21 protein-coding genes, 1 pseudogene and 1 riboswitch are annotated in these 26,005 nt (G+C 74.9%); of the genes and pseudogenes, 15 read left to right on the forward strand and 7 right to left on the reverse strand.

Annotated elements, in window-relative coordinates; genetic code table 11:
• Positions 1-3: 3 nt before the first annotated feature.
• The gene (gene thiS / locus I003_RS0107875) at positions 4-276 is read right to left on the reverse strand and encodes a sulfur carrier protein ThiS (RefSeq protein ID WP_078563810.1); all 273 of its coding nucleotides are present in this window, start codon (positions 274-276) and stop codon (positions 4-6) included.
• Complete coding sequence (thiO, locus tag I003_RS0107880; RefSeq protein ID WP_027771026.1) at positions 273-1,592, reverse strand: glycine oxidase ThiO; 1,320 nt, start codon at positions 1,590-1,592, stop codon at positions 273-275. The genes thiS and thiO overlap by 4 nt, the downstream gene beginning before the upstream one ends.
• A riboswitch (TPP riboswitch) is annotated at positions 1,590-1,700 on the reverse strand. Its footprint overlaps the gene before it by 3 nt.
• A 184-nt stretch (positions 1,701-1,884) precedes the next feature.
• Between thiO and I003_RS0107885 the strand changes: the two genes are divergently transcribed.
• From I003_RS0107885 to I003_RS0107905, 5 genes are all read left to right on the forward strand, one after another.
• Positions 1,885-3,072 carry an FAD-dependent oxidoreductase gene (locus I003_RS0107885; protein ID WP_027771027.1) on the forward strand — a complete coding sequence of 396 codons (1,188 nt, stop codon included), beginning with the start codon at positions 1,885-1,887 and terminating at the stop codon, positions 3,070-3,072.
• A gap of 119 nt (positions 3,073-3,191) precedes the next feature.
• Entirely contained in the window at positions 3,192-3,557 is a 366-nt protein-coding gene (locus tag I003_RS0107890; RefSeq protein ID WP_027771028.1) for an Rv2175c family DNA-binding protein, read from the forward strand.
• A 65-nt stretch (positions 3,558-3,622) separates the two neighbouring features.
• Positions 3,623-4,321 (forward strand): thiamine phosphate synthase, encoded by a 699-nt coding sequence (gene thiE, locus I003_RS0107895; protein ID WP_027771029.1) that lies wholly within the window; start codon positions 3,623-3,625, stop codon positions 4,319-4,321.
• A gap of 90 nt (positions 4,322-4,411) precedes the next feature.
• Positions 4,412-5,329: a methylenetetrahydrofolate reductase [NAD(P)H] gene (metF, locus tag I003_RS0107900; protein ID WP_037720338.1), complete on the forward strand. Its 918-nt coding sequence runs from the start codon at positions 4,412-4,414 to the stop codon at positions 5,327-5,329.
• Between the two features lie 40 nt (positions 5,330-5,369).
• Positions 5,370-6,488 carry a hypothetical protein gene (locus tag I003_RS0107905; RefSeq protein ID WP_027771031.1) on the forward strand — a complete coding sequence of 373 codons (1,119 nt, stop codon included), beginning with the start codon at positions 5,370-5,372 and terminating at the stop codon, positions 6,486-6,488.
• Between the two features lie 39 nt (positions 6,489-6,527).
• On the opposite strand, the gene I003_RS0107910 is transcribed toward I003_RS0107905, so the two are convergent.
• Positions 6,528-8,066 carry a phytoene desaturase family protein gene (locus tag I003_RS0107910; RefSeq protein ID WP_027771032.1) on the reverse strand — a complete coding sequence of 513 codons (1,539 nt, stop codon included), beginning with the start codon at positions 8,064-8,066 and terminating at the stop codon, positions 6,528-6,530.
• Between the two features lie 501 nt (positions 8,067-8,567).
• On the opposite strand from I003_RS0107910, the gene I003_RS31705 reads away from it, so the two are divergent.
• From I003_RS31705 to I003_RS0107925, 3 genes are all read left to right on the forward strand, one after another.
• Complete coding sequence (locus I003_RS31705; protein ID WP_037720340.1) at positions 8,568-9,044, forward strand: SAV_6107 family HEPN domain-containing protein; 477 nt, start codon at positions 8,568-8,570, stop codon at positions 9,042-9,044.
• A 100-nt stretch (positions 9,045-9,144) separates the two neighbouring features.
• The gene (locus tag I003_RS0107920; protein WP_027771034.1) at positions 9,145-9,945 is read left to right on the forward strand and encodes a methyltransferase; all 801 of its coding nucleotides are present in this window, start codon (positions 9,145-9,147) and stop codon (positions 9,943-9,945) included.
• A 228-nt stretch (positions 9,946-10,173) separates the two neighbouring features.
• Positions 10,174-10,584, forward strand: a complete 411-nt coding sequence (locus I003_RS0107925; protein WP_027771035.1) for a DUF3040 domain-containing protein — start codon at positions 10,174-10,176, stop codon at positions 10,582-10,584.
• Positions 10,585-10,873: 289 nt separating this feature from the next.
• On the opposite strand, the gene I003_RS0107930 is transcribed toward I003_RS0107925, so the two are convergent.
• From I003_RS0107930 to I003_RS0107945, 4 genes are all read right to left on the reverse strand, one after another.
• Positions 10,874-13,267 carry a transglutaminase TgpA family protein gene (locus tag I003_RS0107930; RefSeq protein WP_027771036.1) on the reverse strand — a complete coding sequence of 798 codons (2,394 nt, stop codon included), beginning with the start codon at positions 13,265-13,267 and terminating at the stop codon, positions 10,874-10,876.
• Between the two features lies 1 nt (position 13,268).
• Positions 13,269-14,648, reverse strand: a complete 1,380-nt coding sequence (locus I003_RS0107935; RefSeq protein WP_037720342.1) for a DUF58 domain-containing protein — start codon at positions 14,646-14,648, stop codon at positions 13,269-13,271.
• Entirely contained in the window at positions 14,648-15,685 is a 1,038-nt protein-coding gene (locus tag I003_RS0107940; RefSeq protein WP_027771038.1) for an AAA family ATPase, read from the reverse strand. The genes I003_RS0107935 and I003_RS0107940 overlap by 1 nt, the downstream gene beginning before the upstream one ends.
• A 157-nt stretch (positions 15,686-15,842) precedes the next feature.
• The gene (locus tag I003_RS0107945) at positions 15,843-16,400 is read right to left on the reverse strand and encodes a beta-class carbonic anhydrase (protein WP_027771039.1); all 558 of its coding nucleotides are present in this window, start codon (positions 16,398-16,400) and stop codon (positions 15,843-15,845) included.
• Positions 16,401-16,729: 329 nt separating this feature from the next.
• Between I003_RS0107945 and rsmH the strand changes: the two genes are divergently transcribed.
• The 7 genes and pseudogenes from rsmH to murD all read left to right on the forward strand — a co-directional run bounded on the left by rsmH (position 16,730) and on the right by murD (position 25,830).
• Positions 16,730-17,656, forward strand: a complete 927-nt coding sequence (gene rsmH, locus I003_RS0107950) for a 16S rRNA (cytosine(1402)-N(4))-methyltransferase RsmH (protein ID WP_486584134.1) — start codon at positions 16,730-16,732, stop codon at positions 17,654-17,656.
• A gap of 22 nt (positions 17,657-17,678) precedes the next feature.
• Positions 17,679-18,036, forward strand: a pseudogene (gene ftsL / locus I003_RS31710) (cell division protein FtsL); the annotation flags it as partial.
• 19 nt (positions 18,037-18,055) lie between these two features.
• The gene (locus I003_RS0107960; protein ID WP_027771041.1) at positions 18,056-20,077 is read left to right on the forward strand and encodes a peptidoglycan D,D-transpeptidase FtsI family protein; all 2,022 of its coding nucleotides are present in this window, start codon (positions 18,056-18,058) and stop codon (positions 20,075-20,077) included.
• Positions 20,078-20,101: 24 nt separating this feature from the next.
• On the forward strand, positions 20,102-21,850 hold the full coding sequence (locus I003_RS0107965) for a UDP-N-acetylmuramoyl-L-alanyl-D-glutamate--2,6-diaminopimelate ligase (protein WP_051368135.1): 1,749 nt from the start codon (positions 20,102-20,104) through the stop codon (positions 21,848-21,850).
• Entirely contained in the window at positions 21,847-23,274 is a 1,428-nt protein-coding gene (locus I003_RS0107970; RefSeq protein WP_027771043.1) for a UDP-N-acetylmuramoyl-tripeptide--D-alanyl-D-alanine ligase, read from the forward strand. The genes I003_RS0107965 and I003_RS0107970 overlap by 4 nt, the downstream gene beginning before the upstream one ends.
• The gene (gene mraY / locus I003_RS0107975) at positions 23,271-24,341 is read left to right on the forward strand and encodes a phospho-N-acetylmuramoyl-pentapeptide-transferase (RefSeq protein ID WP_027771044.1); all 1,071 of its coding nucleotides are present in this window, start codon (positions 23,271-23,273) and stop codon (positions 24,339-24,341) included. Before I003_RS0107970 ends, mraY begins: the two co-directional genes overlap by 4 nt.
• A 28-nt stretch (positions 24,342-24,369) precedes the next feature.
• Positions 24,370-25,830, forward strand: a complete 1,461-nt coding sequence (gene murD / locus I003_RS0107980) for a UDP-N-acetylmuramoyl-L-alanine--D-glutamate ligase (RefSeq protein ID WP_027771045.1) — start codon at positions 24,370-24,372, stop codon at positions 25,828-25,830.
• Positions 25,831-26,005 lie beyond the last annotated feature (175 nt).

Genomic DNA, 26,005 nt, shown 5'->3' on the forward strand with positions numbered 1-26,005 from the left:
GGGTCAGCCTCCCTGGACCGCGGTGAGGATCTCGACGCGGTCGCCGTCGCCGAGGGTGGTGGTGGGCCAGCTTCCGCGCGGCACGACGTCCTCGTTGACCGCGGCGGCGACGCCGCTGGGGGCGGCGGTGACGTCCCTGACGAGGACGTCGAGGGTGAGGCCGGCGGTGATCTCGCGGGGGGTGCCGTTCACGGTGACGGTCGGTGAGTCGGTCCGGGCGTCGCTCCGGGTCTCGGTGCGGGCCCGGGTACGGGCCGGTGTGGCGTCCTCGGTCATGGCTGGTGCCCTTCGTGCTGCCGGTGGGTGCGGCCGAACCGGGTGGCCGCGAACGGGCGGGCCACCTCGGGGAGTTCTCCGCCGGTGAGCACGGCGGCGAGCGCGTCGCCGGTGACCGGGGTGAGGAGCACCCCGTTGCGGTGGTGGCCGGTGGCCAGGTGCAGCCCCGCCAGGGCGGTGGGGCCCAGCAGCGGCGCGTTGTCGGGGGAGCCGGGGCGCAGCCCGGCGCCGGTCTCGACGAGCGGCAGCTCCGTGAGCCCGGGCAGCAGCTCGTGCGCGTCGCGCAGCAGCTCGTACACGCCGCCGGCGGTGACGGTGGTGTCCCAGCCCAGCTCCTCGCTGGTGGCACCGATGACCAGCTCGCCGCTGGTCCGCGGCACCAGGTACACGCTGCTGCCGCGGACCACGGCCCGTACCGTACGGGAGAGAAACGGCGCCCCGGTGCGGGGCATCCGCAGCCGCAGGACCTGCCCCTTCACCGGCCGCACCGGCGGCCGTACCGCCTCCGGCACCCCCGCCAGCCGGCCGCTGCGGCTGCCGGCGGCCAGCACCGTCTGCCCGGCGTCGATCCGCGTGCCGTCCGCCAGCTCCGCGCCTGCCGCCCGCCCGTCCGGGCCCGCGGCGTCCCCAGCCACGCGGAGCCGTGCCGCGAGGCTGCGGTGGAAGGCGACCCCGGCCCGCTCGCAGGCGGTGACCAGTGCCGCGGTCAGCAGCCGCGGGTCCGTCTGGTGGTCGCCGTCGACGCGCAGCCCGCCGCGTATCCCGGGCGCGAGCATCGGCTCCAGCCGGCGGCACTCGCTGCCGCTCAGCCACGCGGTTTCCAGCCCCAGCCGCTGCTGGAAGCCGTGCAGTTCGCGCAGTTGGGCGCGGTCGTCCGCGTCGAGCGCGACGGACAGTGCGCCGCAGCGGCGGTAGCCGATGTCCCGGCCCGACGCCTCCGTGAGTTCGGCCGCGAACGCCGGATAGCGCTCCGCGGAGGCCAGGTTGAGCGCCAGCAGCGCTTCCTCGCCGTAGTGCAGTTCGGTGACCGCGGCGAGCATCCCGGCCGCGACCTGGGCGGCGCCGCCGCCGGGAGCGGGGTCGGCGACCGCGGTGGCCAGGCCGCGGCGGGCCGCCTGCCACGCGGTGACCAGGCCGATGACGCCTCCGCCCACGACGAGGACGTCGTACGTGTCATCCGCCCGGCGTGGTGCGCCGGTTGGGCCCGCCGTGGGTGCCGCCGCGGGTTCTGGCCCTGCTTCTGCCGGTGCTTCTGTCGGTGCTTGTGTCGGCGGTTGCGTCGGTGCTTCCGTCGGGGATGTGTCGCGTGGCCGCATGGGCGCGGTGCCCCTCCCTTCGCCGGCATGACCCGGATCAGGTTCGTACGGTCGGGGGCCGCCAGCCCCCCTCTCAGCCCGGTGCGCCGGGCTCCCGCGAGTTCTTCCGGGCCACCCTAACTCCGTACGCCCGGCGGCTGTAAGGGAGCCTCGCGCGTGGGCCCGGCGCGCGGGGCGGCGAACAGATGCGGCATACAGTGATCGTGTGACCGACGCAGAACCGGGCCGCGGCCCCGCCGCGGACTCCACCGCCCGTCCGGCCGGCACCGGCACCGTCATCGTCGGCGCCGGCATGGCCGGTGTGCAGACCGCCGTCGCGCTGCGCGAGCAGGGGTACGCGGGCGCCGTCACCCTCGTCGGCGCGGAGCCGCACGATCCCTACGACCGGCCGCCGCTGTCGAAGGCGGTGCTGCTCGGCAAGGCGGAGGGCTCGGCGTTCGAGATCGACTTCGCGGAGTACGGCATCGGGCTGCGGCTGGGGCTGCACGCCGACCGGCTGGACACCGCGGGCCGGCTGCTGGAGACGGACGCCGGGCCCGTGCCGTACGAGAAGCTGGTCCTGGCCACCGGCGCGGCGCCCGTTCCGCTGCCCGGCGCCCCGGCCGGCGACACGCCCGGCGTGCACCTGCTGCGCACCCTGGACGACGCGGCGCGGCTGCGCGCGGCGCTCGTGCGGCGCAGCCGGATCCTGGTGGTCGGCGCGGGCTGGATCGGCGCGGAGCTGACCACCGCGGCGCGCGAGCAGGGCTGCGAGGTGACGGTCGTGGAGGCGGCCCGGCATCCGCTGGCGGCGGCGTTTCCCGCGCGGGTCGCGGCGCCCATGGCCGGGTGGTACGAGGAGAGCGGCGCCCGGCTGCTGACGGGCCGCCGGGTGGAGCGCGTCGAGAGCGCGGGCGAGGGCGGCCCGGTCGCGGTGGTCCTGGACGACGGGACGGAGCTGACCGCCGACGCCGTCGTCGTCGGCATCGGCGCCCGCCCCGCCACCGAATGGCTCGCCCGCTCCGGCGTCGAGCTGGACGGGGACGGCGCGGTGCGGGCCGACGAGCGGCTGCGTACGAACGTGCCCGGCGTCTGGGCGGTGGGCGACTGCGCCTCGTTCCCGTCCGCGCGCTACGGCGAGCGGCTGCTGATCCACCACTGGGACAACGCCCTGCAGGGCCCGGCGACCGTCGCGGCGGACATCGCGGGGGCGCCGGGCGGGGTGTACGACCCGGTGCCGTACTTCTGGTCCGAGCAGTTCGGGCGCTTCGTGCAGTACGCCGGCCACCACACGGGCGACGACGAGCTGCTGTGGCGCGGCGATCCGCACGGGGCGTCGTGGTCGGCGTGCTGGCTGCGCTCGGGGCGGCTCATCGCGCTGCTGGCCGTCGGCCGGCCGCGGGACCTCACCCAGGGGCGCAAGCTGATCCACGCCGGCGCCGCCCTCGACCGCGACCGCGCCGCCGACCCGGCCGTACCGCTGAAATCGGCCGCGCTCTGACACCCCGGGCGCGCCCGGGACCGCGCCGCGCCCGCGGATCCGTGGATGTTTCGCGGTGGTTTGCCATCTTTTGGCGCTGCCCTGTACCGACGGGCGGCCCGAGATGGCAGGCTGGGGGTGTGACCGAGTTTGATGCGAAGATCGATGCTCTCGTCCCCTCCTGGCTCACCCTTCCCGACGTCGCGGAGATGCTCGGCGTCGAGGTGACCCGCGTGCGGCAGTTGGTCAAGGAAGGCCAGTTGATCGCGGTGCGGCGGGGTGAGAACAACACGCTGCAGGTGCCCGCCGAGTTCATCGGCGAGGGGAAGGTCGTCAAGGGCCTCACCGGCACTCTGACGCTGCTCAAGGACGACGGCTTCAGCGACGCCGAGGCGCTGGAGTGGCTGTTCACTCCCGACCCCTCGCTCCCGGGGACTCCCGCGCAGGCGCTGCGCGAGAACCGCGGGACGGAGGTCAAGCGCAGGGCGCAGGCGCTGGCTGTGTAACCTCGCGGGGCCGGGCGCCGCACGCGCGGGTCCGGCCCCGCGACCGTACGAGGGGGGAGCGTCGCATGACGGCCGGAGACACCGCCCGTGCCGGCGGGGACGCCCGCGCACGGCTCGGCGCCGCACAGCTCTATCTGTGCACCGATGCGCGGACCCGCCAGGGCGACCTGCCCGAGTTCCTCGACGCCGTGCTGGCCGCCGGCGTGGACATCGTCCAACTGCGCGAGAAGGGCATGGAGGCGCGCGAGGAGCTGGCGCACCTGGAGGTCTTCGCCGACGCCTGCCGCCGGCACGGCCGGCTGCTCGCGGTCAACGACCGCGCCGACGTGGCCCACGCCGCCGGTGCCGACGTCCTGCACCTGGGCCAGGGCGACCTGCCCGTGCCGGCCGCCCGCGCCATACTCGGCGACGCGCCCGGCGACGCGCTGATCGGCCGCTCCACCCACGCCGAGGCGGAGACCCGCGCCGCGGCCCAGGAGCCGGGCGTCGACTACTTCTGCACCGGCCCCTGCTGGCCCACCCCCACCAAGGCGGGGCGGCCCGCGGCCGGCCTCGGCCTCGTCCGGTACGCGGCGGGGCTCGGCACCGACCGGCCGTGGTTCGCCATCGGCGGAATCGACCTCGGAAATCTCGACGAGGTCCTGGCGGCGGGCGCCCGCCGCGTCGTCGTCGTCCGCGCGCTCACGGCGGCGGAGGACCCCGGAGCTGCGGCGGGGGAGTTCGTGCGGCGGCTGCGGGCGGCCCGGAACGGTGACGTCCGGTAGTCGCCGGACCGCTTCCCGGCGCCGTGTCCTGTGCCGGGCCTCCAGTCGCCGTCTTGGGCCCGGAGGTGACCGGCGGTTAACCTGCCCCGTATGGCCACTGGCATCGCTTCGACCAGGAATGATCGCGCAGTCACTGTTCGTGAACTGCTCGCGTCCGGCAAGCAGTCGTTTTCGTTCGAGTTCGCCGCCCCGAAAACCGAGAAAGGCGAGCGGACCCTCTGGAACGCCGTGCGGCGCATCGAGGCCGTACAGCCGACGTTCGTCTCCGTGACGTACGGCGCCGGCGGCTCGTCCCGCGAGGGAACGGTCCGTGCCACCGAGCGCATCGCCACCGACACCACGCTCACGCCCGTGGCGCACCTCACCGCGGTCGACCATTCCGTCGCCGAACTCCGCAACGTCATCGGCCAGTACGCGGGCGCGGGCATCCGTAACATGCTCGCCGTCCGAGGCGACCCCCCCGGCGACCCGATGGGGGAGTGGGTCGCGCACCCGCAGGGGGTGGCCTACGCCGCGGACCTGGTCCGGCTGATCAAGGAGTCGGGCGACTTCTGCGTCGGCGTCGCGGCCTTCCCCGAGCGGCATCCGCGGTCCACGGACTGGGACACCGACATCCGGCACTTCGTCGACAAGTGCCGTGCGGGCGCGGACTACGCGATCACCCAGATGTTCTTCCACGTCGACGACTACCTGCGGCTGCGCGACCGGGTGGCCGCCGCCGGCTGCTCGACGCCGATCATCCCGGAGATCATGCCGGTCACCAACGCCCGGCAGATCCAGCGGTTCGCCGAGCTGAGCGGGGCCACGTTCCCGCCGGAGCTCGCGGATCGGGTTCTCGCGGTCGAGGACGACCGGGCCGCGGTACGCTCCATTGGCATCGAGTACGCCACGGACATGTGCGAGCGGCTGATGTCCGAGGGGATCCCCGGACTGCACTTCATTACGCTGAACCACTCCACGGCAACGCTGGAGATATACCAGAACCTCGGACTGCACCGGCGGTCCTGAGGGAAGGCACCACCAAGCGGGGGCGGAAGAGAGGCACGTGATGGGCGACTTGGCCTGGTTGGCCCTCTATGCCATGTTCGGGCTTGTCGCGCTGTGGCTGCTCTGGGAAGTGCTGATGCAGTACAAGGCCCCGCTGCGCTGGCGCGCGCTGGCCTTCGTCGGCTTCCTGTGCGTGGTACTCGGCGTGCTCATGCCCTCGGTGGCCGTCATCGGCGTGGGCGTCGTGGTGTTCGCGCTGGGACAGACCAAGGTCACGCTCTCCTATCGCAGCGGTTTCTCCGACGGCTGGGCGATGAACAAGCGCGGGGAGGGCGAGGAAGACGGCGACGGGTACGACGAGGGGGCGTACGACGCCCGCCAGGCGCCGCCCGCGGAGCGCGGGGCCCCCTACCCGCCGTACGAGCCGGAGCACGCGCCGCCCGTCCCCGCCGCGCAGGAGCAGACCAGCCAGTTCTCGCCGTTCGGCGGCGAGGAGGCGTTCGCGGGCGCCGCCCCCGCCCAGCAGGCATACGCGGACGGCTACGACTCGTACGGCAAAGGCTACGACTCCGGCAGCTACGCGACCACGTCCGCGTACGACTCCGGCAGCTACCCCACGACCTCCGCCTACGACTCCGGCAGCTACGCCACCACCTCCGCGTACGACACCGGCACCCACGCCACCACCTCCGCCTATGACACCGGCAGCCACGCGACCACCTCGGGTTACGAGGCCGGGGGCTACGCCACGAACGGCGCCGGGATGAACGGCTACGGGCAGGACCAGCAGATATATCCGGACGGCGGCGGCTACGGCACCGAGCACCAGTACGCCGGATACGACGCCGCCGCCCCCGCCCCCGCCGGCTACGCGGACCCCTACAGCGGCACGGAGTACGCCGCTCCGGCCCCGCCGCCGTACTACGACTCCACGCAGGGCGGCCCGCAGCCGTACGACACGGGGGGCGCCGGCTACCCGGGCTACGACCAGCAGCAGTACGCGCAGTACCCCGAGGGCTACGACACCGGCCGGCAGCCGGCGTACGGCCAGGAGAACTACGGGACGCCGGCGGACGGCGTCTGGATGCCGCAGCAGCGCGACGCGGACCCGCTGGGCACCGAGGACCCGTACGCCCAGCAGCAGAATTACCCGGGCTACGAGCAGCAGTACCGCTACTGACCCCGCCGCCCCCGGCGGCCACCGCGCCCCGGTGAAGCGTCAGCGGGAGCCGCGGAAGTCCGCGCCCTCCATGATCAGCCCCGCGACCAGGGCCCCCGACATCCCCGCGTGCGCCGGCCCGCCGCCCGGGTGCGACCAGCCGCCGACCGCATAGAGACCCGGCACGGCCGTGGCGTTCGCCCGTGCCAGGTACGCGCCCCCGGCGCCGGCCAGGGCGGGCCCCGGCACCGCGCCGCCCGGAGCACCCGTCTCCGCGGCGATGTCCGCGGGCGTACGCACCTCGCGCCACAGCACCCGCTCCGCGAGCCCCGGCACCGCACGCCCGGCCGCCGCCACCATCCGGTCCGCGAAGGCCTCCGCGGCCTTCTGACCGCCCTCCGCCGTCCACGCCCCGGCCGGGACGACGGCGGTGAGCGTCAGGGCCTCGTGTGCGCCCTCCGGGCGCTGAGCGGGGTCGTCGGGGCGCAGGACGGTGACGGTGGGGGTCACGTCGGCCCCGGGCCGCCCGTCGAAGATCCAGGCCAGTTCGCGCGCCGCGTCCGGCGCGTGTACGACGGTGCGGTGCACGGCGTCGCCGTCGCGGGCGCCGCGCAGCGCCAGGCACACGGTCATCCGCGCGGGCACGGGCCGCGCCGGCGGCGCGTCGTCCTCGTCCGCGCCGGGCGCCAGCTCCGCCAGCCGGGCCCGCGGCACCCCGGCGATCACCGCGTCGGCGTCCACCCGCCCGCCGCCGGCCAGTTCGAGGCCCGCCGCCCGGCCGTCCGCGCCCACCCGGACGCCGGTCACCTCCGTGCCGAACGCGAACTCGATCCCGCGCTCCAGACAGCGCTCGTACAGCGCGTCCGCCAGCGCCCGCATGCCCCCGCGCACGTACCAGGTGCCGAAGGTCTCCTGCACGTACGGCAGCATCGCCACGCCCGCGGGCGCGCGGCGCGGGTCGAACCCGTAGGCCAGGGCGTGCTGCGCGAGCATCGTCCCCAGCGCGGGGTACGGACCCAGCTCGTCCGCGCCGACCGCGGCCACGGTGGCGGGCGGGGCGGGCCGGCGCGGGCCGCGCAGCCGGCGCAGCAGCCCGCGCCCGGCGGGCGGCGGGGCGGCGGGATAGAAGTCGGCGGCCAGCGCGCTCGCGTCGGCGGGCAGGGGCTCCTCGACGAGCGGGCGGCGCGCGGCCTCCCAGACCCGGCGGCCCCGGTCGAGCAGGGCGGTCCACGCCTCGCCCGCGCCCGGCCCCGCGGCGGCGTCGAGGGCCGTGACGAGGCCCGCGCGGGAGGCGTTCGGCAGGGTGGCGGTGGTGCCGTCCGGGAAGACGTGCCGCTCGGCCGGGTCCACCGGCACGAGTTCCACGCACTTCTCCAGCTTCCGGCGGCCGGTCTTGAGGAACAGGTCGCGGTAGACGGCGGGGAGGTGGAGCACCCCGGGGCCGGTGTCGAAGCCGAAGCCGTCGCGCTCCAGCCGCCGTACGCCCCCGCCGTGGGTGCCGGAGCGCTCGTGGACCGTCACCCGGTGGCCCGCGAGGGCCAGCCGTGCGGAGGCGGCCATGGCGCCCATGCCCGCCCCGATTACCGCGATCTCTGCCATGGCCCGGACCTTATCCCGCGTCCCGCGCGGGCCCGCGGGTGGGAGGCCGGTGGCTGGGGGCGCGTACTCAGCTCTGAGTACCCGTACTCAGACGCGTGCTTGAGTATGCGCGCGGGTAGGCCACGACCTGCACAAACGGCAAAGTGTGGGACGTGGGACGGACGCAGTACGGGCCACGGGCCGCCGACACGGGGCGGCGGACCGGAACCCCGGTGCCGGCCCACGAGGGGGGAACGGGGGAAGGGGGGAAGCTGCCCCGGCGGTGGAGCGACGGGGGATCGCTCCGCGCCGGGGCAGCGCCCGGTCCCGCGGGTGGGCGTGCGCCGGCGGGGGCGGCGTTCCACCCCGGGGCGGCATCTGTCGGCGCAATTGCCGCGGAGGGTGCGGTCGCGGGCATCGTCGCAGGTAGCGGGGCAGTTCAGGTCGATTGTCAGTGGGGTGCGCCACGATGGGCACATACGAACGAACGACTGAAGGACTGACGCCGACAGGAGGCAAGCCATGGCAGCCGAGCCGGCTTACGCCCCACCGAGTGATGTCCACCCCGTCCTGCGCCCGGGCAGTGCGCCCAAGGCGGCGCTGGAGCTCCTCGCGCAAGCCCACGCCGGTCTGGCGGAGGCCGCGGAGATGGAGACGGCGAACGAGCGCTACTCCCTCGCCCACCTCGCCGCGCTGCGCACCGCCGCGGCGGTGCTCGCGGTGCGCGGGCGCCCCGAGCCGTCGCCGCGGCGCCGGCAGCGCATCCGCAGCGCGTGGGAGGTGTTGCCGGAAGTCGCGCCCGAACTCGCCGAGTGGAGCGCGATGTTCGCCGCCGGCGCCCGGTTGCGCGCCCGCGCGGAGGCGGGCATCAGGGACGCGGTGGACGAGCAGGAGGCGTCCGATCTCCTGCGCGCTGCGGGCATGTTCACGCGCATCGTCGAGCGGATGCTCGTCGTCCAGCCGCTGATACGTCCGCAACCGGGCCCGGAGCCGCGCTGAGCCGACGGCGGGCTTCGCGCGTGCGGCGCTGTCCGGCGGGGCGTGAGGGCGGAGGCGCAGCCTCTAAGCTGGGCCACGCCCGATCTTCGAGGAGCGCTCCATGCCCCGTCCGACACCGCACGACCACCTGCCGCGGGCCTCGTTGCGTGCCGCCGTCGTCTGGGAGGCGCTGGAGGAGGCCCTGGCCCGCCACGGGGCCACCGGCGCGGGCGGTCCGGCCGGTGCGGACGCCGGGGCCGGCGGCCGGGCGCTCGACGTGCTCGACACCGGCGGCGGCACCGGCGGCTTCGCCGTGCCCGCGGCCCGGCTCGGGCACCGCGTGACGGTCGTCGACCCCAGCCCGAACTCGCTCTTCGGGCTGCAGCGCCGTGCCGCCGAGGCCGGCGTCGCCGACCGGGTGCGGGGCGTACAGGGCGACATCCACGCCCTCTTCGACGTCGCCGAGCCCGGCGCGTACGACGTCGTGCTCTGCCACGGCGTCCTGGAGTACGTCGACGACCCCGCCGCGGGCCTCGCCAACGCCGTCGCGGCGCTGCGGCCCGGCGGCCTCCTCAGCGTGCTGGCGGCGGGCCTCGGCGGCGCCGTGCTGGCCCGCGCGCTCGCCGGGCACTTCTCCTCCGCCCACCGGGCGCTCACGGGCGGAGACGGCCGCTGGGGCGAGGCGGACCCGGTGCCCCGCCGGTTCACCCCCGAGGAGCTGACCCGGCTGGTCGCCGCCGCCGGCGTGGAGGTACAGGCCGTGCAGGGCGTGCGGACCTTCTCCGATCTCGTCTCGGACGGCCTGGCCGAGTCCGAGCCGGGCGCGCTCGACGCGCTGCTGGAACTGGAGCGGGCGGCGGCGGAGTCCCCGGCGTTCCAGCATGTGGCGGCACAGCTTCATGTTCTGGGCGGCCGGAAGTGATAACCGTGCCCCGCGCGGGCAAAGGTGCAGTAGGCCACAGGCCACCCGTTCGGCCCCGGCGCGCCGTATGATCTGAGTCAGGGCCTGCTACGGCGGGCAGGCCCGGATCCGCGCCGCGGATCGGCGGATTTGGCGCAGAGAGGCGGGTTTCACGGGGGCGCGTACCTGCCTATCCTGGAGGTGCCGCATCCCGGTCGCCCCCAAGCGACCGACGAGTAGGAGGACTCCGTGCCGCTCTCGGAGCACGAGCAGCGCATGCTCGAGCAGATGGAGCGAGCGCTGTACGCAGAAGATCCCAAGTTTGCGACAGCGCTTGAGGGAAGCAGGCTGCGCACGTACACCCGCCGTCGGGTGTACCAGGCGGTAGCCGGTTTCCTGGTGGGTATCGCGCTCCTGATGGCCGGTATGGTTGCGCAGCAGATCTGGGTCAGCGTGGTGGGCTTCCTCGTCATGCTGGGATGTGCGGTGCTCGCCGTCACCGGTTGGCGCAGAACTGCGAACCCGGGAGAACAGCAACAGCAGCCGGGTGACGCCGCGGCCCCTCAGGGCGGTCAGCAGCGGCGCAGGCCCCGGCAGCGCCGTTCCATGATGAACAGGATCGAAGAGCGGTGGCAGCGCCGCCGCGACGAGGGGCGCTAGGCCACCAGGTCCCTCACCGTGCAGAGCTCCCCGGGCCCGGCCCGTGGGAGCTCTCAGCACGCGGTACCCCTTTCGCCCCGGCGGTCCGCCCGTCATCCGGGCACCTGCGGTGCCCCGGCGACCGCTCCCCGCGGAGCGTGTCATTCCCGTTACCCGGCCCGGTGCCGGTACCGCTACCCGGTACCCGGCTCCCGGTTCCGTACAGTCACCGCTCCACCACCCGTCACCCGAACGGCCCCGTCGCGCCCTTCGCGCGCCGGGGCCGTTCCGGACCGTCTTTCCTGCCCGCCTACGCCCGCTGCCGCGACGGCCGCAGCGCCGTGCCCGCGCGGCGTACCGCCCCGCGCCAGCGCCCCGTCACCGCCGCCCAGCGCGCCGAGAGCGCCCACAGCAGCCGCGCCGACGAGCGCGGCGCCACCGCCGCACGCAGCCGCGCGCCCGCTCCCGCGCCGCGGCCCAGGGCCGCCCGCACTCTCCGTACGTCCTCCGCCAGCCCGTCGACCTGCCGCGGGTGCCGTGCGTAGAGCGTCTGCTCCACCGCCCCGGCCACCCGCAGCGCCGACTGGGCCGCCGCGCCGTCCAGAGCGCCGAACCGGATGACCGCCGCCGCCGTCGTCCGCGGCGTCTGGGACTCGTCGGGCGGCAGCCCGAAGTCCCAGGCGGAGTCGATCAGTTCGCGCCATGCGGCCAGCGGCCCCGCGCCCGGACGCAGCCGTCTGCCCCGTTCCCGTACGCGCCACACGCCGGGCAGCGACGGCAGCAGCAGGAGCAGCAGCACCCCGGCCGCCCCCGCCGCGATGCCCGCCGCCGGTGGTCCGCCACCGTCCCGGCCCGCGGCCCCGCCGGCCGCCGCGTCGTCGTCCTCGCAGCCGCCCTCGCGCCGCAGCGCCGCCGGACAGTCGTCGTCCGACGCCGAGGGGGACGGCGTCGGCGTCGCGGAGTCGCCGCGGTCCGGCAGCTCGTCCGCGGGGTCGCCGCCGCCGTTCGGGCTGTCCTCCATGGTGTAGTCGGGCAGCGTGCCGCGCGTCGGCGTGGGCTCGAAGCGCGTCCAGCCGGCGCCCTCGAAGTACAACTCGGGCCAGGCGTGGGCGTCCTGCAGCCCCACCGACATCGACCCGTCGCTCTGCGCGGTGCCCGGCACGAAGCCGACCGCGACGCGGGCGGGGATGCCGAGCGTCCGCGCCATCGCCGCCATCGTGAAGGAGAAGTGGACGCAGAAGCCCTGCTTGTTCTCCAGGAACCTGAGGATCGCCTCGGGGTCCGAGGCGTCGAGGTCGGTCTCCGTGTCGTAGACGAAGTTGGTGGTGAAGTAGTCCTGCAGCGCGAGCGCCCGCTCGTAGTCGTTCGCCGAGCCGCGGGTGATCTCCTGCGCCTGCCGCCGGACTTCGTCCGGCAGCGAGTCGGGCACCTGCGTGTACTCCTCGCTCAGCGACGGGTCCGGCGGGGGCGCGGTCGCCAACTGGCGCGCGGTGGGCGCCATGATCAGGCTGGTGACCTGGTACTCGGCGCCCCCGGTGGTGGTGCCGCCGTCGCCGACGACGGACCGGCCCTCCGGCTCGAAGCGCCAGTCGTCGCCTATGCGCACCTGGTACGCGGGATACGGCATCGGCAGCCACTGCTGCCGGAAGTCGTCGTCCGCCCGCACGTTCAGCGTGACGGGCGCGGATCTGACCTGGCTGTTCGAGTAGCCCTGCGGGGTGGGCAGCGGGTCCGGGATGTCCTCGATGCTGCGCCGCGAGGGCTGCCAGGAGGTGCCGTCGAACCGGTCGAGGGCGACGAAGCGCATGTACAGCGCCTGGTTCTGCGCGCCGTCCTCGGCGCGGTAGCGGAACACCTCGCGGTTCTCCGGCTGGTTCAGGCTCTGCTGCAGCCGCACCACGGGGTTGATCGCGGTGACCGTGCCGCCGCCGGGGCCCTGGCCGGGTCCGGTGGTCTTCCCGTCCAGCAGCCCGCCGTCCAGCGACGGCAGCACCGCGGGGACGACCAGCGCGAAGCCCAGCGCCACCGCGCCGATCCGCCGGCCCGTACGCACCGGGGCCACCGGCCCCCCGCCGCCCGGGTCGCCGGGGCCGGGTGCGCCCACGGACCGGCCGCCGCCGAACATCCGGCCCCACTGGGCGAGCCGGTCCCGGCCCTCGGCGAGCAGCAGCAGCAGGTACCCGCTGCCCGCGAGCAGGAACGTCAGCCAGCTCCCGCCCTGGTTGAGCCCGGCCGCGACGGAGTACAGCGCGAGCAGCGGCAGCCCGGCGGGCGCCGCGCTGCGGAACGTGACCGCCACCGCGTCCACCAGCAGCGCCACCCCGGCGATGCCGGAGAGCAGCATCAGCTCTATGCCGTCGGTGACCGGCGCCGGGATGGAGTAGCGCGAGACGTCGTCGCCGCCCTCCTGGAAAAGCTGCCGGAACTCCTCTATCGCCGCCGGACCCGGAAGCACCCCGGCCGCCGCCCGGCCGCCGGCGAAGAACATGGTCAGCAGCAGCACCGTGACCGCGGTCTGCGCGAGCACGGTCAGCGGCCTCGCCAGCGGGATACGGCGGGCGGCCATGCCGACGCCGCCGATCACGACGACGATGAAGACCGCCTTGAAGAACCAGGTCATCGTGTCGGTCAGCGGCAGCAGCGCGGTGGCGGCCAGCAGGGATGCCGCCGCCGCGCAGACCGTGAGCCGGGCCCGTCCGCTCATCTCAGCTCTCGCCTCCGCGTGCCGCCGCGGCGAGCCGGCCGGCCTGGTTGCCCGCCTCCCGCCACAGGTCGCCCATCGTCGTCCCGGGCCGTACGGACAGCACCGTCCAGCCCGCCTCGCGGAGCTGCCGCGCCCGCCCGGCGCCCTCCGCGCCGCGCGCCGGGCCGCCGCCGTACGGGCCGGGCCCCGGCTCCCAGGCCGCGGCGTCCGTCACGAACGCCACCCCCGCCGCCGTCCGCTGCCGCATCCGCGCGGCGAGCGCGGCCTGCTCGTCGTCCAGCTCGCCGAAGAAAGCCACGAGCAACCCTTCGTGCCCGCCGCGCAGCACGTCGTACGCGGCCGAGACCGTGTCCCGCTCGGAGTGGTCGATGACGGCGAGGGTGTCCAGGAGTATCCCCGCCGCGTCGGCCGACTCGCCGCCGCGGGAGTTCAGCGCCCCGTCGACGCCGGCGCCCAGCTCGCCGCCGTCGGTCAGCAGCCGCACCGTGTAGCCGCGCTCCAGCATGTGCAGCGCGACGGAGGCGGCGCCGGAGACGGCCCACTCGAAGGGCGAGTCGGGGCCGGAGCCGGTGTAGGCGTCGCGCCGGGTGTCCAGCAGCACCGTGCAGCCGGCGCGCTGCGGCTGCTCCTCGCGGCGGACCATCAGCTCGCCGTACTTCGCGGTGGAGCGCCAGTGCACCCGGCGCAGGTCGTCGCCGTGCCGGTAGCCGCGGGGGATGACGTCGTCCTCGCCGGCCAGCGCAAGGGTGCGGTGCCGGCCGTCGCCGTACCCGGTGGCCTCGCCGGCCAGCCGCACCGGGGCCAGCGCCTCGGTGCGCGGCACGACGGTCAGGGTGTCGTACGCGCTGAAGGAGCGGGTCATCTCGCACATGCCGAACGGATCCGAGAGCCGTAGTTGCAGCGGGCCCAGCGGGTAGCGTCCGCGCAGGTCGGAGCGGACCCGGTAGGTCACCTCGCGCCTGCCGCCCGGCTCCACCCGGTCCAGGACGAAGCGGGGCCGGGGGCCCAGCACGTACGGCAGCCGGTCCTGGAGCATCAGCAGCCCGGTCGGCAGCCGGGAGACGTTCTCCAGGCGCAGGTGCACCCGGGCCTCGGAGCCCGCGGGCACCCGGGCGGGCGACAGTCTGCGGCTGCCGCCGACGCGGTAGCGCGTGCGGTGCAGCACGGCGGCGCACACCAGCGGCAGCGCGGCCAGCAGGAGTCCCACCCGCAGCAGGTCGGGCTGGCCCAGTATGTAGCTGCACGCGGCGGCCGCGAGACCGGCGGCGAGGAACGAGCGACCGCGCGTGGTGGTGCCGGCCAGGGCCGTACGCAGCCCGCCCGCCGCGGCGTCCGGGTCCGCGGGCGGCACGGCGGGGGCGGGCGGCGGCGGGCCGGACATCAGAACCGCCGGCCGTCCGGGCCGTGCGCGCCGCCGCCGTACGCGGGCGGCATCTGCGGCGGCCGCTGCATGTCGGCGGCGGGCACCGGCACCTGCTGCAGGATCTCGGCGACGATCTGCTCGGCCGTCCGCCGGTTGAGCTGGGCCTGCGCCGTGGGCAGCAGCCGGTGCGCGAGCACGTGCACGGCCAGTGCCTGCACGTCGTCGGGCAGCGTGAACTCCCGCCCGGCCAGTGCCGCGGCTGCCTTCGCCGCCCGCAGCAGGTGCAGCGTGGCCCGCGGCGATGCGCCGAGGCGCAGCTCCGGGTGCTGCCGGGTGGAGGTCACCAGGTCGACCGCGTAGCGCCGGACGGAGTCCGCGACGTGCACCGTACGCACCGCGTCGATCAGCTTGCCGATGTCGTGGGCGTGCGCGACCGGCTGCAGGTCGCCCAGCGGGGAGATCCCGCCGTGCACGTCCAGCATCTCCAGCTCCGCCTCCGCGCTGGGGTAGCCGATGGACAGCCGGGCCATGAAGCGGTCGCGCTGGGCCTCCGGCAGCGGGTACGTGCCCTCCATCTCGATGGGGTTCTGCGTGGCGACCACCATGAACGGGCTGGGCAGCTCGTACGTCTGCGTGTCGATGGTCACCTGGCGCTCCTCCATCGACTCCAGCAGCGCCGACTGGGTCTTGGGGGAGGCCCGGTTGATCTCGTCGCCGATGACGATCTGGGCGAAGATCGCACCGGGCTTGAACTCGAAGTCCCGGCTCTGCTGGTCGTAGACGCTCACGCCGGTGATGTCGGAGGGCAGCAGGTCGGGTGTGAACTGGATGCGGCGCACCGAGCAGTCGACCGACTTCGCCAGCGCCTTGGCGAGCATGGTCTTCCCGACGCCCGGCACGTCCTCGATCAAGAGGTGGCCCTCGGCGAGCAGGACGGTCAGCGACAGCCTGACCGCCTCGGGCTTGCCCTCGATCACGCTCTCCACCGACCGCCGGACATCGTCCGCGGTACGTGTCAGATCGCTGAGGCTCGCTCGCTCGTCATACGTCGTCACCGGCCCTCCTCGGCCCGTCGCACGGGCCGTGCGCCGCGGTCGCGGTCCGGCCCTCCCCGATACCGTGGTGCCCCGTGCGCGCCGCCGCCGCGGTTGTCGCGGAGCGGTGCCGGCGCGGCCACCACACCCGCATTCTTGCTGCCGAATGCGGGTTTCGTCAGTCGCCCGCCGTGATTTGCTCCGCGGACACCTCGCGGAGCAGTCCCGTGCGCACGTCGAAGACGAAGCCTCGCACGTCGTCGGTGTGCAGGAGGAACGGGGAGGTCTCCACCCGGCGGATGGACTGGCGTACGTCCTGGTCCAGGTCCCGGAAGGACTCGACCGACCAGGCAGGCCGCTGGCCGACCTCGGCCTCCAGCTCGAAACGGAAGTCCTCGGTGATGCGGAGCAGACCGCAGTCGGTGTGGTGGATGAGCACCACGCTGCGGGTGCCCAGGGCGCGCTGGCTGATGGTCAGCGAGCGGATGGTGTCGTCGGTGACCACGCCCCCGGCGTTGCGGATGGTGTGGCAGTCGCCCAGCTCCAGGCCGAGCGCGGCGTGCAGGTCCAGCCGGGCGTCCATACAGGCCACCACCGCCACCCGCAGCACAGGACTGGCGTCCATGCCGGGGTCCGCGAAGCGGCGCGCGTAGCCGCGGTTGGCGGTCACGAGCCGGTCGGTGACGGTGGGGGAGAGGGCGTTCCTGCCGGATGACATGCTCTCAGCGGGCGTCATGAGTACGACGGTATCCGGGCCGGGGGTCCGTTGCCGGGTCCGCGTGAGGTAGCCCACAGGGAGCAATGCGCGCGGGGCGCGCACGCGGCCGGGACGGGGCGCGCCTTCGGTACTTGATTGACCGGGGGGTGCAGTGGGCTAAAGTGACGCGAAGTGGGAGCCGGGGCGCCCTCTTTCATGCGGTTCGCCCGCCGCACGCGCGGCCGGCGGCCCGCTCGGGCCCGGTCGGCCCGCCACGCGGGGCGGCAGCGGCCGCTCCCCTTCGGTGAACGGGCGGGACAGGAGGCGGCACCGTGAACGACGCACGCGCCGCTGTCCACGTCCCCGTCATGCTCCGCCGCACCGTCGAGCTGCTGAGCCCGGCGCTCTCCGCGCCCGGCGCGGTGGCCGTCGACTGCACGCTGGGCCTGGGCGGCCACAGCGAGGCCCTGCTTGCCGCCCACCCCGGGCTGCGGCTCGTCGCGCTGGACCGCGACCCCGCGGCCCTGGAGCTGGCCGGGCAGCGGCTCGCCCCGTACACCGGGCGGGTGACGCTCGTGCACGCGGTCTACGACGAGCTGCCCGCCGTGCTCGACAAGCTGGAGATCGGCCGGGTCCAGGGGATCCTCTTCGATCTGGGCGTGTCGTCCATGCAACTGGACGAGGCCGGGCGCGGCTTCGCCTACGCGCAGGACGCGCCGCTGGACATGCGGATGGACCAGACCCGCGGCCTGAGCGCCGCCGAGGTGCTGAACACCTACCCGCCCGGCGAGCTGGTGCGGATCCTGCGCGCGTACGGCGAGGAGAAGCAGGCGCGCCGCATCGTCGAGGCCGTGGTCCGGGAGCGGCAGAAGGAGCCGTTCGCGCGCAGCGCGCGGCTGGTCGAGGTGATCCGCGAGGCGCTGCCGCAGGCCGCGAAGCGCACCGGCGGCAACCCCGCGAAGCGTACGTTCCAGGCGCTGCGCATCGAGGTCAACGGCGAGCTGGCGGTGCTCGAACGGGCCGTGCCCGCGGCCGTCGCGGCGCTGGCCGTCGGCGGCCGGATCGCCGTGCTCGCGTACCAGTCGCTGGAGGACCGGCTGGTCAAGCGGGTGCTCGGCGCCGGCGCCTCGTCCACCGCGCCGCCGGGGCTGCCGGTGGTCCCGGAACACCTCCAGCCGCGGCTGCGGCTGCTCACCCGCGGCGCGGAGCTGCCCGCCGAGGAGGAGATCGCCGAGAACCGCAGGGCCGCCCCCGCGCGGCTGCGGGCGGCGGAACGGATCCGGGAGGACGTGTGAGCCGGAGCGGAGCGGGTGCGCCGTGAGACGGCCGAGGATCGCGTTCCCGCGCGAGGGCGGCGCCCGGCTGCTGGGCGGCAGTTCGGCGGCGCGCACGCCGTTCGTGCTGCTCGTCGTGGTGCTGCTGGGCGCGGGCCTGCTCGGGCTGCTGCTGTTCAACGCGGCCGTCAACCAGGGCTCGTTCCGCGTCGGCAACCTGAAGAAGGACACGACGCGGCTGACGGACGAAGAGCAGCGGCTGCGCCGGGAGGTCGAGGAGCGCTCCGCGCCGGACGCGCTGGAGGAGCGGGCCAGGGAGCTGGGCATGGTGCCGGGCGGGCCGCCGGTCTTCCTCTCGCCGGAGGGCGGCGTCAGGGGTGAGCCGCGGACGGCTCCGCCGTCCGCCGCCGGGGAGGCACCGTGACGGCCCGCGGCTCCGGCAGCTCCTCCGGCGACGGCGACGGCCCTGCGCGCCGCCGGGTGCCCCGCCCCGCGGGCGGCGCCGGCGGCGCCGGGCCCCGTGCCCGGGCGTCCTCCCGCTCCACCCCGGCCCGCCGCCCCGCCGGCCCCCGCATCCGGCTCGCCTCGCCCCGCCCCCGGCTGCGCCTCGTCAGCGTCGGCCTGACCCTCCTGCTGCTGGTCTTCACCGTCCGGCTGCTCCAGGTCCAGGCCGTGGACGCCGGCGAGTACTCCAAGAAGGCCCAGGTCAACCGGTACGTGCCGATGACTCTCAGCGCCGAGCGCGGCGTCATCACGGACCGCAACGGCGTCGACCTTGCCACCACGGTCGACGCGTACGACATCACCGCCGACCCGTACCTCTTCACGCCCGAGCAGGCCGACGTCAAGGACGCGCCCCGGCGGGCCGCCGAGGCGCTGGCGCCCGTGCTCAGGGCGGACGCGGAGAAGCTGGAGGCCAGGCTCGCCACCCCCGACTCGCGGTACGTCAAGCTCGCGTCGATGAAGACCCCGCAGGTCTGGGACGAGATCAGGAAGCTCAAGGCCGAGTCCGCCGAGCGCGAGGCGGCGGGCGGCCGGCAGGACGTGCTCGGCGGGGTGTTCGCGGAGGAGCGGAAGAAGCGCGTCTACCCGAACGGCGATCTGGCCGCCGGGATACTGGGCTTCGTCAACGCCGAGGGCACGGGCGGCGGCGGCGTCGAGCGGCAGCACGACAAGCTGCTCGCCGGCAAGGACGGCAAGCTCGTCTATGCCCAGTCCGCCGGCCGCCGCATCCCCACCGCGGACGCCGAGGAGAACCCGGCCGAGCCCGGCTCCGACCTGGAGCTGACCATCGACCGCGACATCCAGTGGGCGGCGCAGACCGCCATCGAGGAGCAGGTCGACGCCTCCGCCGCGGACCGCGGCTACGTCATCGTGCAGGACACCCGCACCGGGGAGGTCCTGGCCATGGCCAACGCCCCCGGCTTCGACCCCAACGACCTGTCCGGCTCCGCCCCCGGCACCCTCGGCAACCCGGCCCTGGAGGACGTCTACGAGCCCGGCAGCGTCAACAAGGTCGTCTCCATGGCCGCCGTGCTGGAGGAACAGGCCGCCACCCCCGCGACCCGCGTGACCGTGCCGAACGTGCTGCCCCGCGGCGGCCACGCCTTCCACGACGACGTCGAGCACCCGACCTGGTACCTGACGCTCAACGGGGTGCTCGCCAAGTCCAGCAACATCGGCACGATCCTCGCCGTCGAGCAGCTGGGGGAGAACCAGCGGCAGGCCAACGAGGTCCTGCACTCCTACCTCCGCGACTTCGGTCTCGGCCGGCGCAGCGGCCTGGGCGTCGCGGGCGAGACCCCGGGGCTGCTGAAGCCCCCGGCCGAGTGGGACGCGGCCCAGCAGTACACGATCCCGTTCGGCCAGGGCCTGTCCGTGAACGCCATGCAGGCCGCCTCGGTGTACTCGACGGTCGCCAACGGCGGCGTACGGATCGAGCCCACCCTCGTCCGCGGCAGCCGCGGCCCCGACGGCCGCTTCGCACCGGCCCCCGAGCCGGAGCAGAGGCGCGTCGTCAGCGAGAAGACGGCCAGGACCCTCTCCCGGATGCTGGAGTCCGTCGTCCACGACGAGCAGGGCACCGGCGCGAAGGCCCGTATCCCGGGCTATCGCGTGGCCGGCAAGACCGGCACGTCCAACAGGGTGGATCCGAAGACCGGCCGCTACAGCGGCTACACCGCCTCGTTCGCGGGCTTCGCCCCCGCCGACGCGCCGCGCGTGACCGTGTACTGCGCGATCCAGAACCCGACCGAGGGCAGCTACTTCGGCGGTCAGATCTGCGGCCCCGTGTACAAGAAGGTCATGGAGTTCGCGCTCAAGACGCTCCAGGTGCCGCCGACGGGGGTCGAGGCGCCGCCGATGCCCGTCACGTTCGGCGCCGGCACGAGCGGGGACGGCGGCGGGGGTACGGACGCCGGCGGCGTGGCCGACGGCGGATAAGAACGGAAAGATCGGACCTGCGCAGTGAGCACAATCACGGACGATCCGGGGAACCGCGAACCGCGGCCCCCCTGGCTTGGCGGTGCGACAGGCGGGCCCGGTACGCTGCCCGCCGTGCCCCACCCCGATCAGTCCCACCAGGAAGCGTCGGGCGCCCCGGCGAGCCATCCGGGGGCGCCCCGCCCCGCCGAGGTCGGCCCCGTACCGCTCACGGATCTGGCCGACCGGCTGGGCACAGGTGTCACCGGCGAGGCCGGGGGCGTCGTCGTCACCGGCATCACCCACGACTCCCGCGCCGTACGCCCCGGCGACATCTACGCCGCGCTGCCCGGCGCCCGGCTGCACGGCGCCGACTTCGCCGCGCAGGCAGCCGACCTCGGTGCCGCCGCCGTGCTCACCGACCCCGCCGGCATGGAGCGGGCCGCCGGCACCGGGCTGCCGGTGCTGGTCGTCGGCGACCCCCGGGGCCGGATGGGGGAGCTGGCCGCCGCGGTCTACGGGGAGCCGGGGCGGGACCTGCTGCAGCTCGGGGTCACCGGTACATCGGGCAAGACCACGACGGCGTACCTCGTCGAGGGCGGGCTGCGGGCCGCGGCCGAGAAGGCCGGCTCCGGGCTCACCGGTCTCATCGGCACCGTCGAGACGCGCATCGGCGACGAGCGGCTGAAGTCGGAGCGGACCACGCCGGAGGCGACGGACCTGCAGGCGCTCTTCGCGGTGATGCGGCAGCGCGGCGTCGCGTCGGTGGCGATGGAGGTCTCCAGCCACGCGCTGGTGCTCGGCCGGGTCGACGGCGTCCTCTTCGACGTCGCCGTCTTCACCAATCTCAGCCCCGAGCACCTGGACTTCCACACCGACATGGAGGACTACTTCCGGGCGAAGGCGCAGCTCTTCACCCCGGCGAGGTCGCGGGCCGGCGTCGTCAACATCGACGACGAGTACGGCGCCCGCCTGGCCGGGGAGGCCGCGGTGCCCGGCGGCTACCCCGTGACCACGTACTCCGCCGAGGGCCACCCGGACGCCGACTGGCGCGCCGAGGACGTGGAGATCGGCGTGCTCGGCTCCACGTTCACCGCGGTCGGGCCCGGCGGTGTGGCGATCCCCGCCGAGGCCCCGCTGCCCGGCACGTTCAACGTCTCCAACACCCTCGCCGCCATCGCCGCACTCGTCACCGCCGGCGTCGACCCGGCCACCGCCGCGGGCGGTGTGGCCGCCGTGCCGGGGGTGCCGGGCCGGCTGGAGCGGGTCGACGAGGGCCAGGGCTACCTCGCCGTCGTCGACTACGCGCACAAGCCCGACGCGCTGGAGTCCGTGCTGCGCGCCCTGCGCAAGGTCACCGAGAACCGGCTGCACGTCGTCGTCGGCTGCGGCGGCGACCGCGACCCGCACAAGCGCGGCCCCATGGGCGCCGCCGCCGCCCGGCTCGCCGACACGGCGGTGCTCACCTCCGACAACCCCCGGTCCGAGGACCCCCTGGCCATCCTCGCCACGATGCTCGCCGGCGCCGCCGAGGTGCCGGTCTACGAGCGCGGCGACGTGCTGGTCGAGGCCGACCGGGCGGGTGCCATCGGCATCGCGGTGGCCCGCGCGGGCGCCGGCGACACGGTGCTGATCGCCGGCAAGGGCCACGAGCAGGGCCAGGACACCGCCGGCGTCGTACGGCCCTTCGACGACCGCGACGAGCTGCGCCGGGCGATCCGCGGGCGGCCGGCCGCCGGCCCCGCGGATCCGCCGCCGCCGGATCCCGCCGAACCCGCCGGAGGCGTACGGTGATTCCGCTCAGCCTCGCCGAGGTCGCCGAGCTGACCGGAGGCGAGCTGCACGGCGCGGCCGACCCGCAGGCGCTGGTCACCCGTCCCGTGGTCATCGACTCGCGGCAGGCGGAACCCGGCAGCCTCTTCGCCGCGTTCACCGGCGAGCACGTCGACGGGCACGACTACGCCGCCCGCGCCGTCGCCGCCGGCGCCACCGGCGTCCTCGGCACCCGCCCCGTCGAGGGCGTGCCGACCGTCGTGGTCCGCTCCGTGCCCCCGGCGCTCAGCGCGCTGGCCGCGCACGTCGTCGCCGCCCTCGGTGACTCGCTCACCGCGCTCATCGCGCTCACCGGTTCCTCGGGCAAGACGTCCACCAAGGACCTGCTCGCCCAACTGCTCCAGCGGCTCGGCCCGACGGTCTACACCCACGGGTCCTTCAACAACGAGATCGGCCATCCCGTCACGGCCCTCCAGGCCGCCCCCGACACCCGGTACCTGCTGCTGGAGATGGGCGCGCGCGGCCTCGGCCACATCCGGGAGCTGGCCGAGGTGACACCGCCGCGCATCGGGCTCGTCCTCAACGTCGGCACCGCGCACATCGGCGAGTTCGGCGGCCGGGAGCAGATCGCCGAGGCCAAGGGCGAGCTGGTCGAGGCGCTGCCGCCGGGGGCGGACGGCGGGGTCGCGGTGCTCAACGCCGACGACCCCTTCGTCCGCGCGATGGCGTCCCGTACCCGGGCACGGATCGTCTACTACGGCGAGGCGCCCGAGGCGGACGTACGGGCCGGGGACGTCCGTCTCACCGAGGACGGGCGGCCGGAATTCACCCTGCACACGCCTGCCGGCAGCGCCGGTGTGATCATGCGGCTGTACGGTGAGCACCACGTGTCGAACGCGCTTGCCGCCGCCGCCGTCGCGTACGAGCTGGGCATGTCCCCGGCGCGGATCGCCGAGGCGCTCTCCGCCGCCGAGGCCCTGTCCGGCCGGCGTATGGAGGTCAGGCGGCGGCCGGACGGCGTGACGATCGTCAACGACGCGTACAACGCCAACCCCGAGTCCACGCGGGCCGCGCTGCGCGCGCTCGCGGCCATGGGACGGGGCGGCACGGCGCCGGGGGGCCGGACGTTCGCCGTGCTGGGCGCGATGGCCGAACTCGGCGACCACGCCATGGCCGAGCACGACGGCGTGGGGCGGCTGGCCGTCCGCCTGGGCATCAGCAAGCTCGTGGCAGTGGGCCGGCAGGAGGCCGCCTGGCTGGACATGGGCGCGAAGAACGAGGGTTCGTGGGGTGAGGAGTCGGTGCACGTGTCCGACGTCGACGCGGCGGTCGACCTGATGCGCGGCGAGCTGCGACCGGGAGATGTCGTGCTCGTCAAGGCGTCCAGATCCGAGGCACTGTGGCGCGTGGCGGACGCGCTGCTTGAGGAGGGCGCCGCCAGATGAGGCAGATCCTCTTCTCCGGGGCCCTCGGGCTCTTCTTCTCCCTCATCGGCACCCCACTGCTGATCAAGCTCCTGGCCCGGCGGGGCTACGGGCAGTTCATCCGCGACGACGGCCCCCAGGCACACCACAGCAAGCGGGGCACGCCCACGATGGGCGGCGTCGCGTTCATCCTCGCCACGATCATCGCGTACGCGATCACCAAGGTCGCCACCGGCAGTTCGCCCACGTACTCCGGGCTGCTGGTGCTCTTCCTGATGGCCGGCCTGGGACTGGTCGGCTTCCTCGACGACTACATCAAGATCGTCAAGCAGCGCAGTCTGGGCCTGCGGGCCAAGGCGAAGATGCTCGGCCAGTTCACGGTCGGTATCGCCTTCGCCGTGCTGTCACTGAACTTCGAGGACGCCCGCGAGCTGACGCCCGCGTCCACCAAGCTCTCCTTCACCCAGGACTTCGGCTGGTCGATCGGCCCGGTGCTCTTCGTCATCTGGGCGCTGTTCATGATCCTGGCGATGTCGAACGGCGTGAACCTCACCGACGGCCTGGACGGCCTGGCCACCGGCGCCTCGGTGATGGTCTTCGGCGCGTACGTCTTCATCGGCGTCTGGCAGTACCAGGAGTCCTGCATCAACGCCGACACCCTGACCAACCCGGCCGCCTGTTACGACGTACGCGATCCGCTCGACCTCGCCGTCGTCGCCTCCGCGCTGATGGGCGCCTGCTTCGGCTTCCTGTGGTGGAACACCTCGCCCGCGAAGATCTTCATGGGCGACACCGGCTCGCTGGCCCTGGGCGGCGCGCTCGCGGGCCTGGCCATCGCCTCCCGCACCGAGCTGCTCCTCGCCATCCTCGGCGGCCTGTTCGTGCTCATCACCCTGTCGGTGGTGATCCAGGTCGGGTCGTTCCGGATGACCGGCAAACGCGTCTTCAGAATGGCGCCACTCCAACACCACTTCGAGCTGAAAGGCTGGAGCGAAGTGCTGGTGGTGGTCAGATTCTGGATCATCCAGGGCATGTGCGTGATCGTGGGCCTCGGCATCTTCTACGCCGGCTGGGCGGCCCGAAGGTGAGCGGGCCGGCCGCGGCCGGGGAGCCGGCATGAGCGGGCCCGGCGCGCTGGGCGGGCTGCGGCGGGTGACCGTCGCGGGGCTCGGGGTCAGCGGCGGACCCGCCGCCCGCGCGCTGCACCGGCTCGGTGCCGAGGTCACCGTCGTCGACGGCGCGGACCACGACCGGGCACGGGCGCAGGCGGCGGAGCTGGCGCCGCTGGGCGTGACCGTACGCCTCGGCGACGGCGACACCCTGCCCGAGGGCACGGAGCTGGTCGTCACCACGCCCGGGTGGAAGCCCTCCGCCCCGCTGTTCGCCGCCGCGGAAGCGGCCGGGGTCCCCGTCTGGGGCGACGTGGAGCTGGCCTGGCGGCTGCGCGGCGCGTCGCCGGAGGGCCGGCCGCCGGCGGACTGGCTGGCGATCACCGGCACCAACGGCAAGACCACCGCGGTGAAGATGCTCGCCGCCATCCTCGGCGCCGCCGGGCTGCGGGCCGCCGCCGTCGGCAACATCGGCGTACCACTCGTCGACGTCGTCGCCGGCCACGGGCCGTACGCGGACCTCGACGTGCTCGCCGTCGAGCTGTCCAGCTACCAACTCCACTGGGCCCCTTCCGTGCGCGCGCACTCCGCCGCCGTCCTCAACATCGCGCCCGACCACCTCGACTGGCACGGCTCCATGGAGGCGTACACCGCCGACAAGGGCCGTATCTACGAGGGCAACCGGGTGGCGTGCGTCTACAACGCCGCCGACCCGGTCACCGAGGAGCTGGTGCGCAAGGCCGACGTCGAGGAGGGCTGCCGCGCGGTCGGGTTCACCCTCGGCGCGCCCGCCCCCGGGCAGCTCGGTGTCGTCGACGGGCTGCTGGTGGACCGGGCGTTCGTGCCCGATCCGCAGCGCGCGGCGCAGGAACTGGCCGCGGTCGGCGACGTCCGGCCGCCCGCCCCGCACAACATCGCCAACGCCCTTGCCGCCGCGGCTCTCGCGCGCGCCTACGGCGTCGGACCCGCGGCCGTACGCGAGGGCCTGCGGGCCTTCCGCCCCGAGCCGCACCGCATCGAGTACGTCGCCGAGGTCGGGGGCGTGACGTACGTGGACGACTCCAAGGCCACCAACACCCACGCCACGGAAGCCTCGCTGGCCGCGTACGACGGCATCGTGTGGATCGCCGGCGGGCTGGCCAAGGGTGCCACCTTCGACGACCTCGTCGCGGGCGCGGCGAAGCGGCTGCGCGGCGCCGTGCTGCTCGGCCGGGACCGGGCGCTGATCGCCGGGGCGCTGGCGCGGCACGCGCCGGACGTGCCGGTGGTGGACATCGGCCGGACGGACTCCGGGGCGATGGCGGCGGCCGTCGCCGAGGCGGCGCGGCTGGCCCGCGAAGGCGACACCGTGCTGCTGGCGCCGGCCTGCGCGTCGATGGACATGTTCACGAACTACAACGTGCGCGGCGAGGTCTTCGCCGCCGCCGTGCACGAACTCGCCTCCGGCGGGGCCCGGGCATCCGGCTGACGCGGCGGGCGTGCGTGCCGGGCTCTCCCCGCGCGCCCCGCCGGGCGGGCGGAACCGGGTGCGCGGCACCTCCCGGCGTACGCGGCGACCGGGCGCCCGGCGCCCCGATGTGACCGGCGCACCGTCGCGTCGCGCCCCCGGGCGGGGCGCCGGCGTGGCAACCTCGTTGCCCATG

The sequence above is a fragment of the Streptomyces sp. CNQ329 genome, assembly GCF_000482585.1.

Excerpts from the sequence above, each read along its gene's own strand:
- thiS (WP_078563810.1), bottom strand. The coding sequence starts at position 276 with ATGACCGAGGACGCCACACCGGCCCGTACCCGGGCCCGCACCGAGACC.
- thiO (WP_027771026.1), bottom strand. The coding sequence starts at position 1,592 with ATGCGGCCACGCGACACATCCCCGACGGAAGCACCGACGCAACCGCCG.
- I003_RS0107885 (WP_027771027.1), top strand. The coding sequence starts at position 1,885 with ATGGCCGGTGTGCAGACCGCCGTCGCGCTGCGCGAGCAGGGGTACGCG.
- thiE (WP_027771029.1), top strand. The coding sequence starts at position 3,623 with ATGACGGCCGGAGACACCGCCCGTGCCGGCGGGGACGCCCGCGCACGG.
- metF (WP_037720338.1), top strand. The coding sequence starts at position 4,412 with ATGGCCACTGGCATCGCTTCGACCAGGAATGATCGCGCAGTCACTGTT.
- I003_RS0107905 (WP_027771031.1), top strand. The coding sequence starts at position 5,370 with ATGGGCGACTTGGCCTGGTTGGCCCTCTATGCCATGTTCGGGCTTGTC.
- I003_RS0107910 (WP_027771032.1), bottom strand. The coding sequence starts at position 8,066 with ATGGCAGAGATCGCGGTAATCGGGGCGGGCATGGGCGCCATGGCCGCC.
- I003_RS31705 (WP_037720340.1), top strand. The coding sequence starts at position 8,568 with ATGGCAGCCGAGCCGGCTTACGCCCCACCGAGTGATGTCCACCCCGTC.
- I003_RS0107920 (WP_027771034.1), top strand. The coding sequence starts at position 9,145 with ATGCCCCGTCCGACACCGCACGACCACCTGCCGCGGGCCTCGTTGCGT.
- I003_RS0107930 (WP_027771036.1), bottom strand. The coding sequence starts at position 13,267 with ATGAGCGGACGGGCCCGGCTCACGGTCTGCGCGGCGGCGGCATCCCTG.
- I003_RS0107935 (WP_037720342.1), bottom strand. The coding sequence starts at position 14,648 with ATGTCCGGCCCGCCGCCGCCCGCCCCCGCCGTGCCGCCCGCGGACCCG.
- I003_RS0107945 (WP_027771039.1), bottom strand. The coding sequence starts at position 16,400 with ATGACGCCCGCTGAGAGCATGTCATCCGGCAGGAACGCCCTCTCCCCC.
- rsmH (WP_486584134.1), top strand. The coding sequence starts at position 16,730 with ATGCTCCGCCGCACCGTCGAGCTGCTGAGCCCGGCGCTCTCCGCGCCC.
- mraY (WP_027771044.1), top strand. The coding sequence starts at position 23,271 with ATGAGGCAGATCCTCTTCTCCGGGGCCCTCGGGCTCTTCTTCTCCCTC.
- murD (WP_027771045.1), top strand. The coding sequence starts at position 24,370 with ATGAGCGGGCCCGGCGCGCTGGGCGGGCTGCGGCGGGTGACCGTCGCG.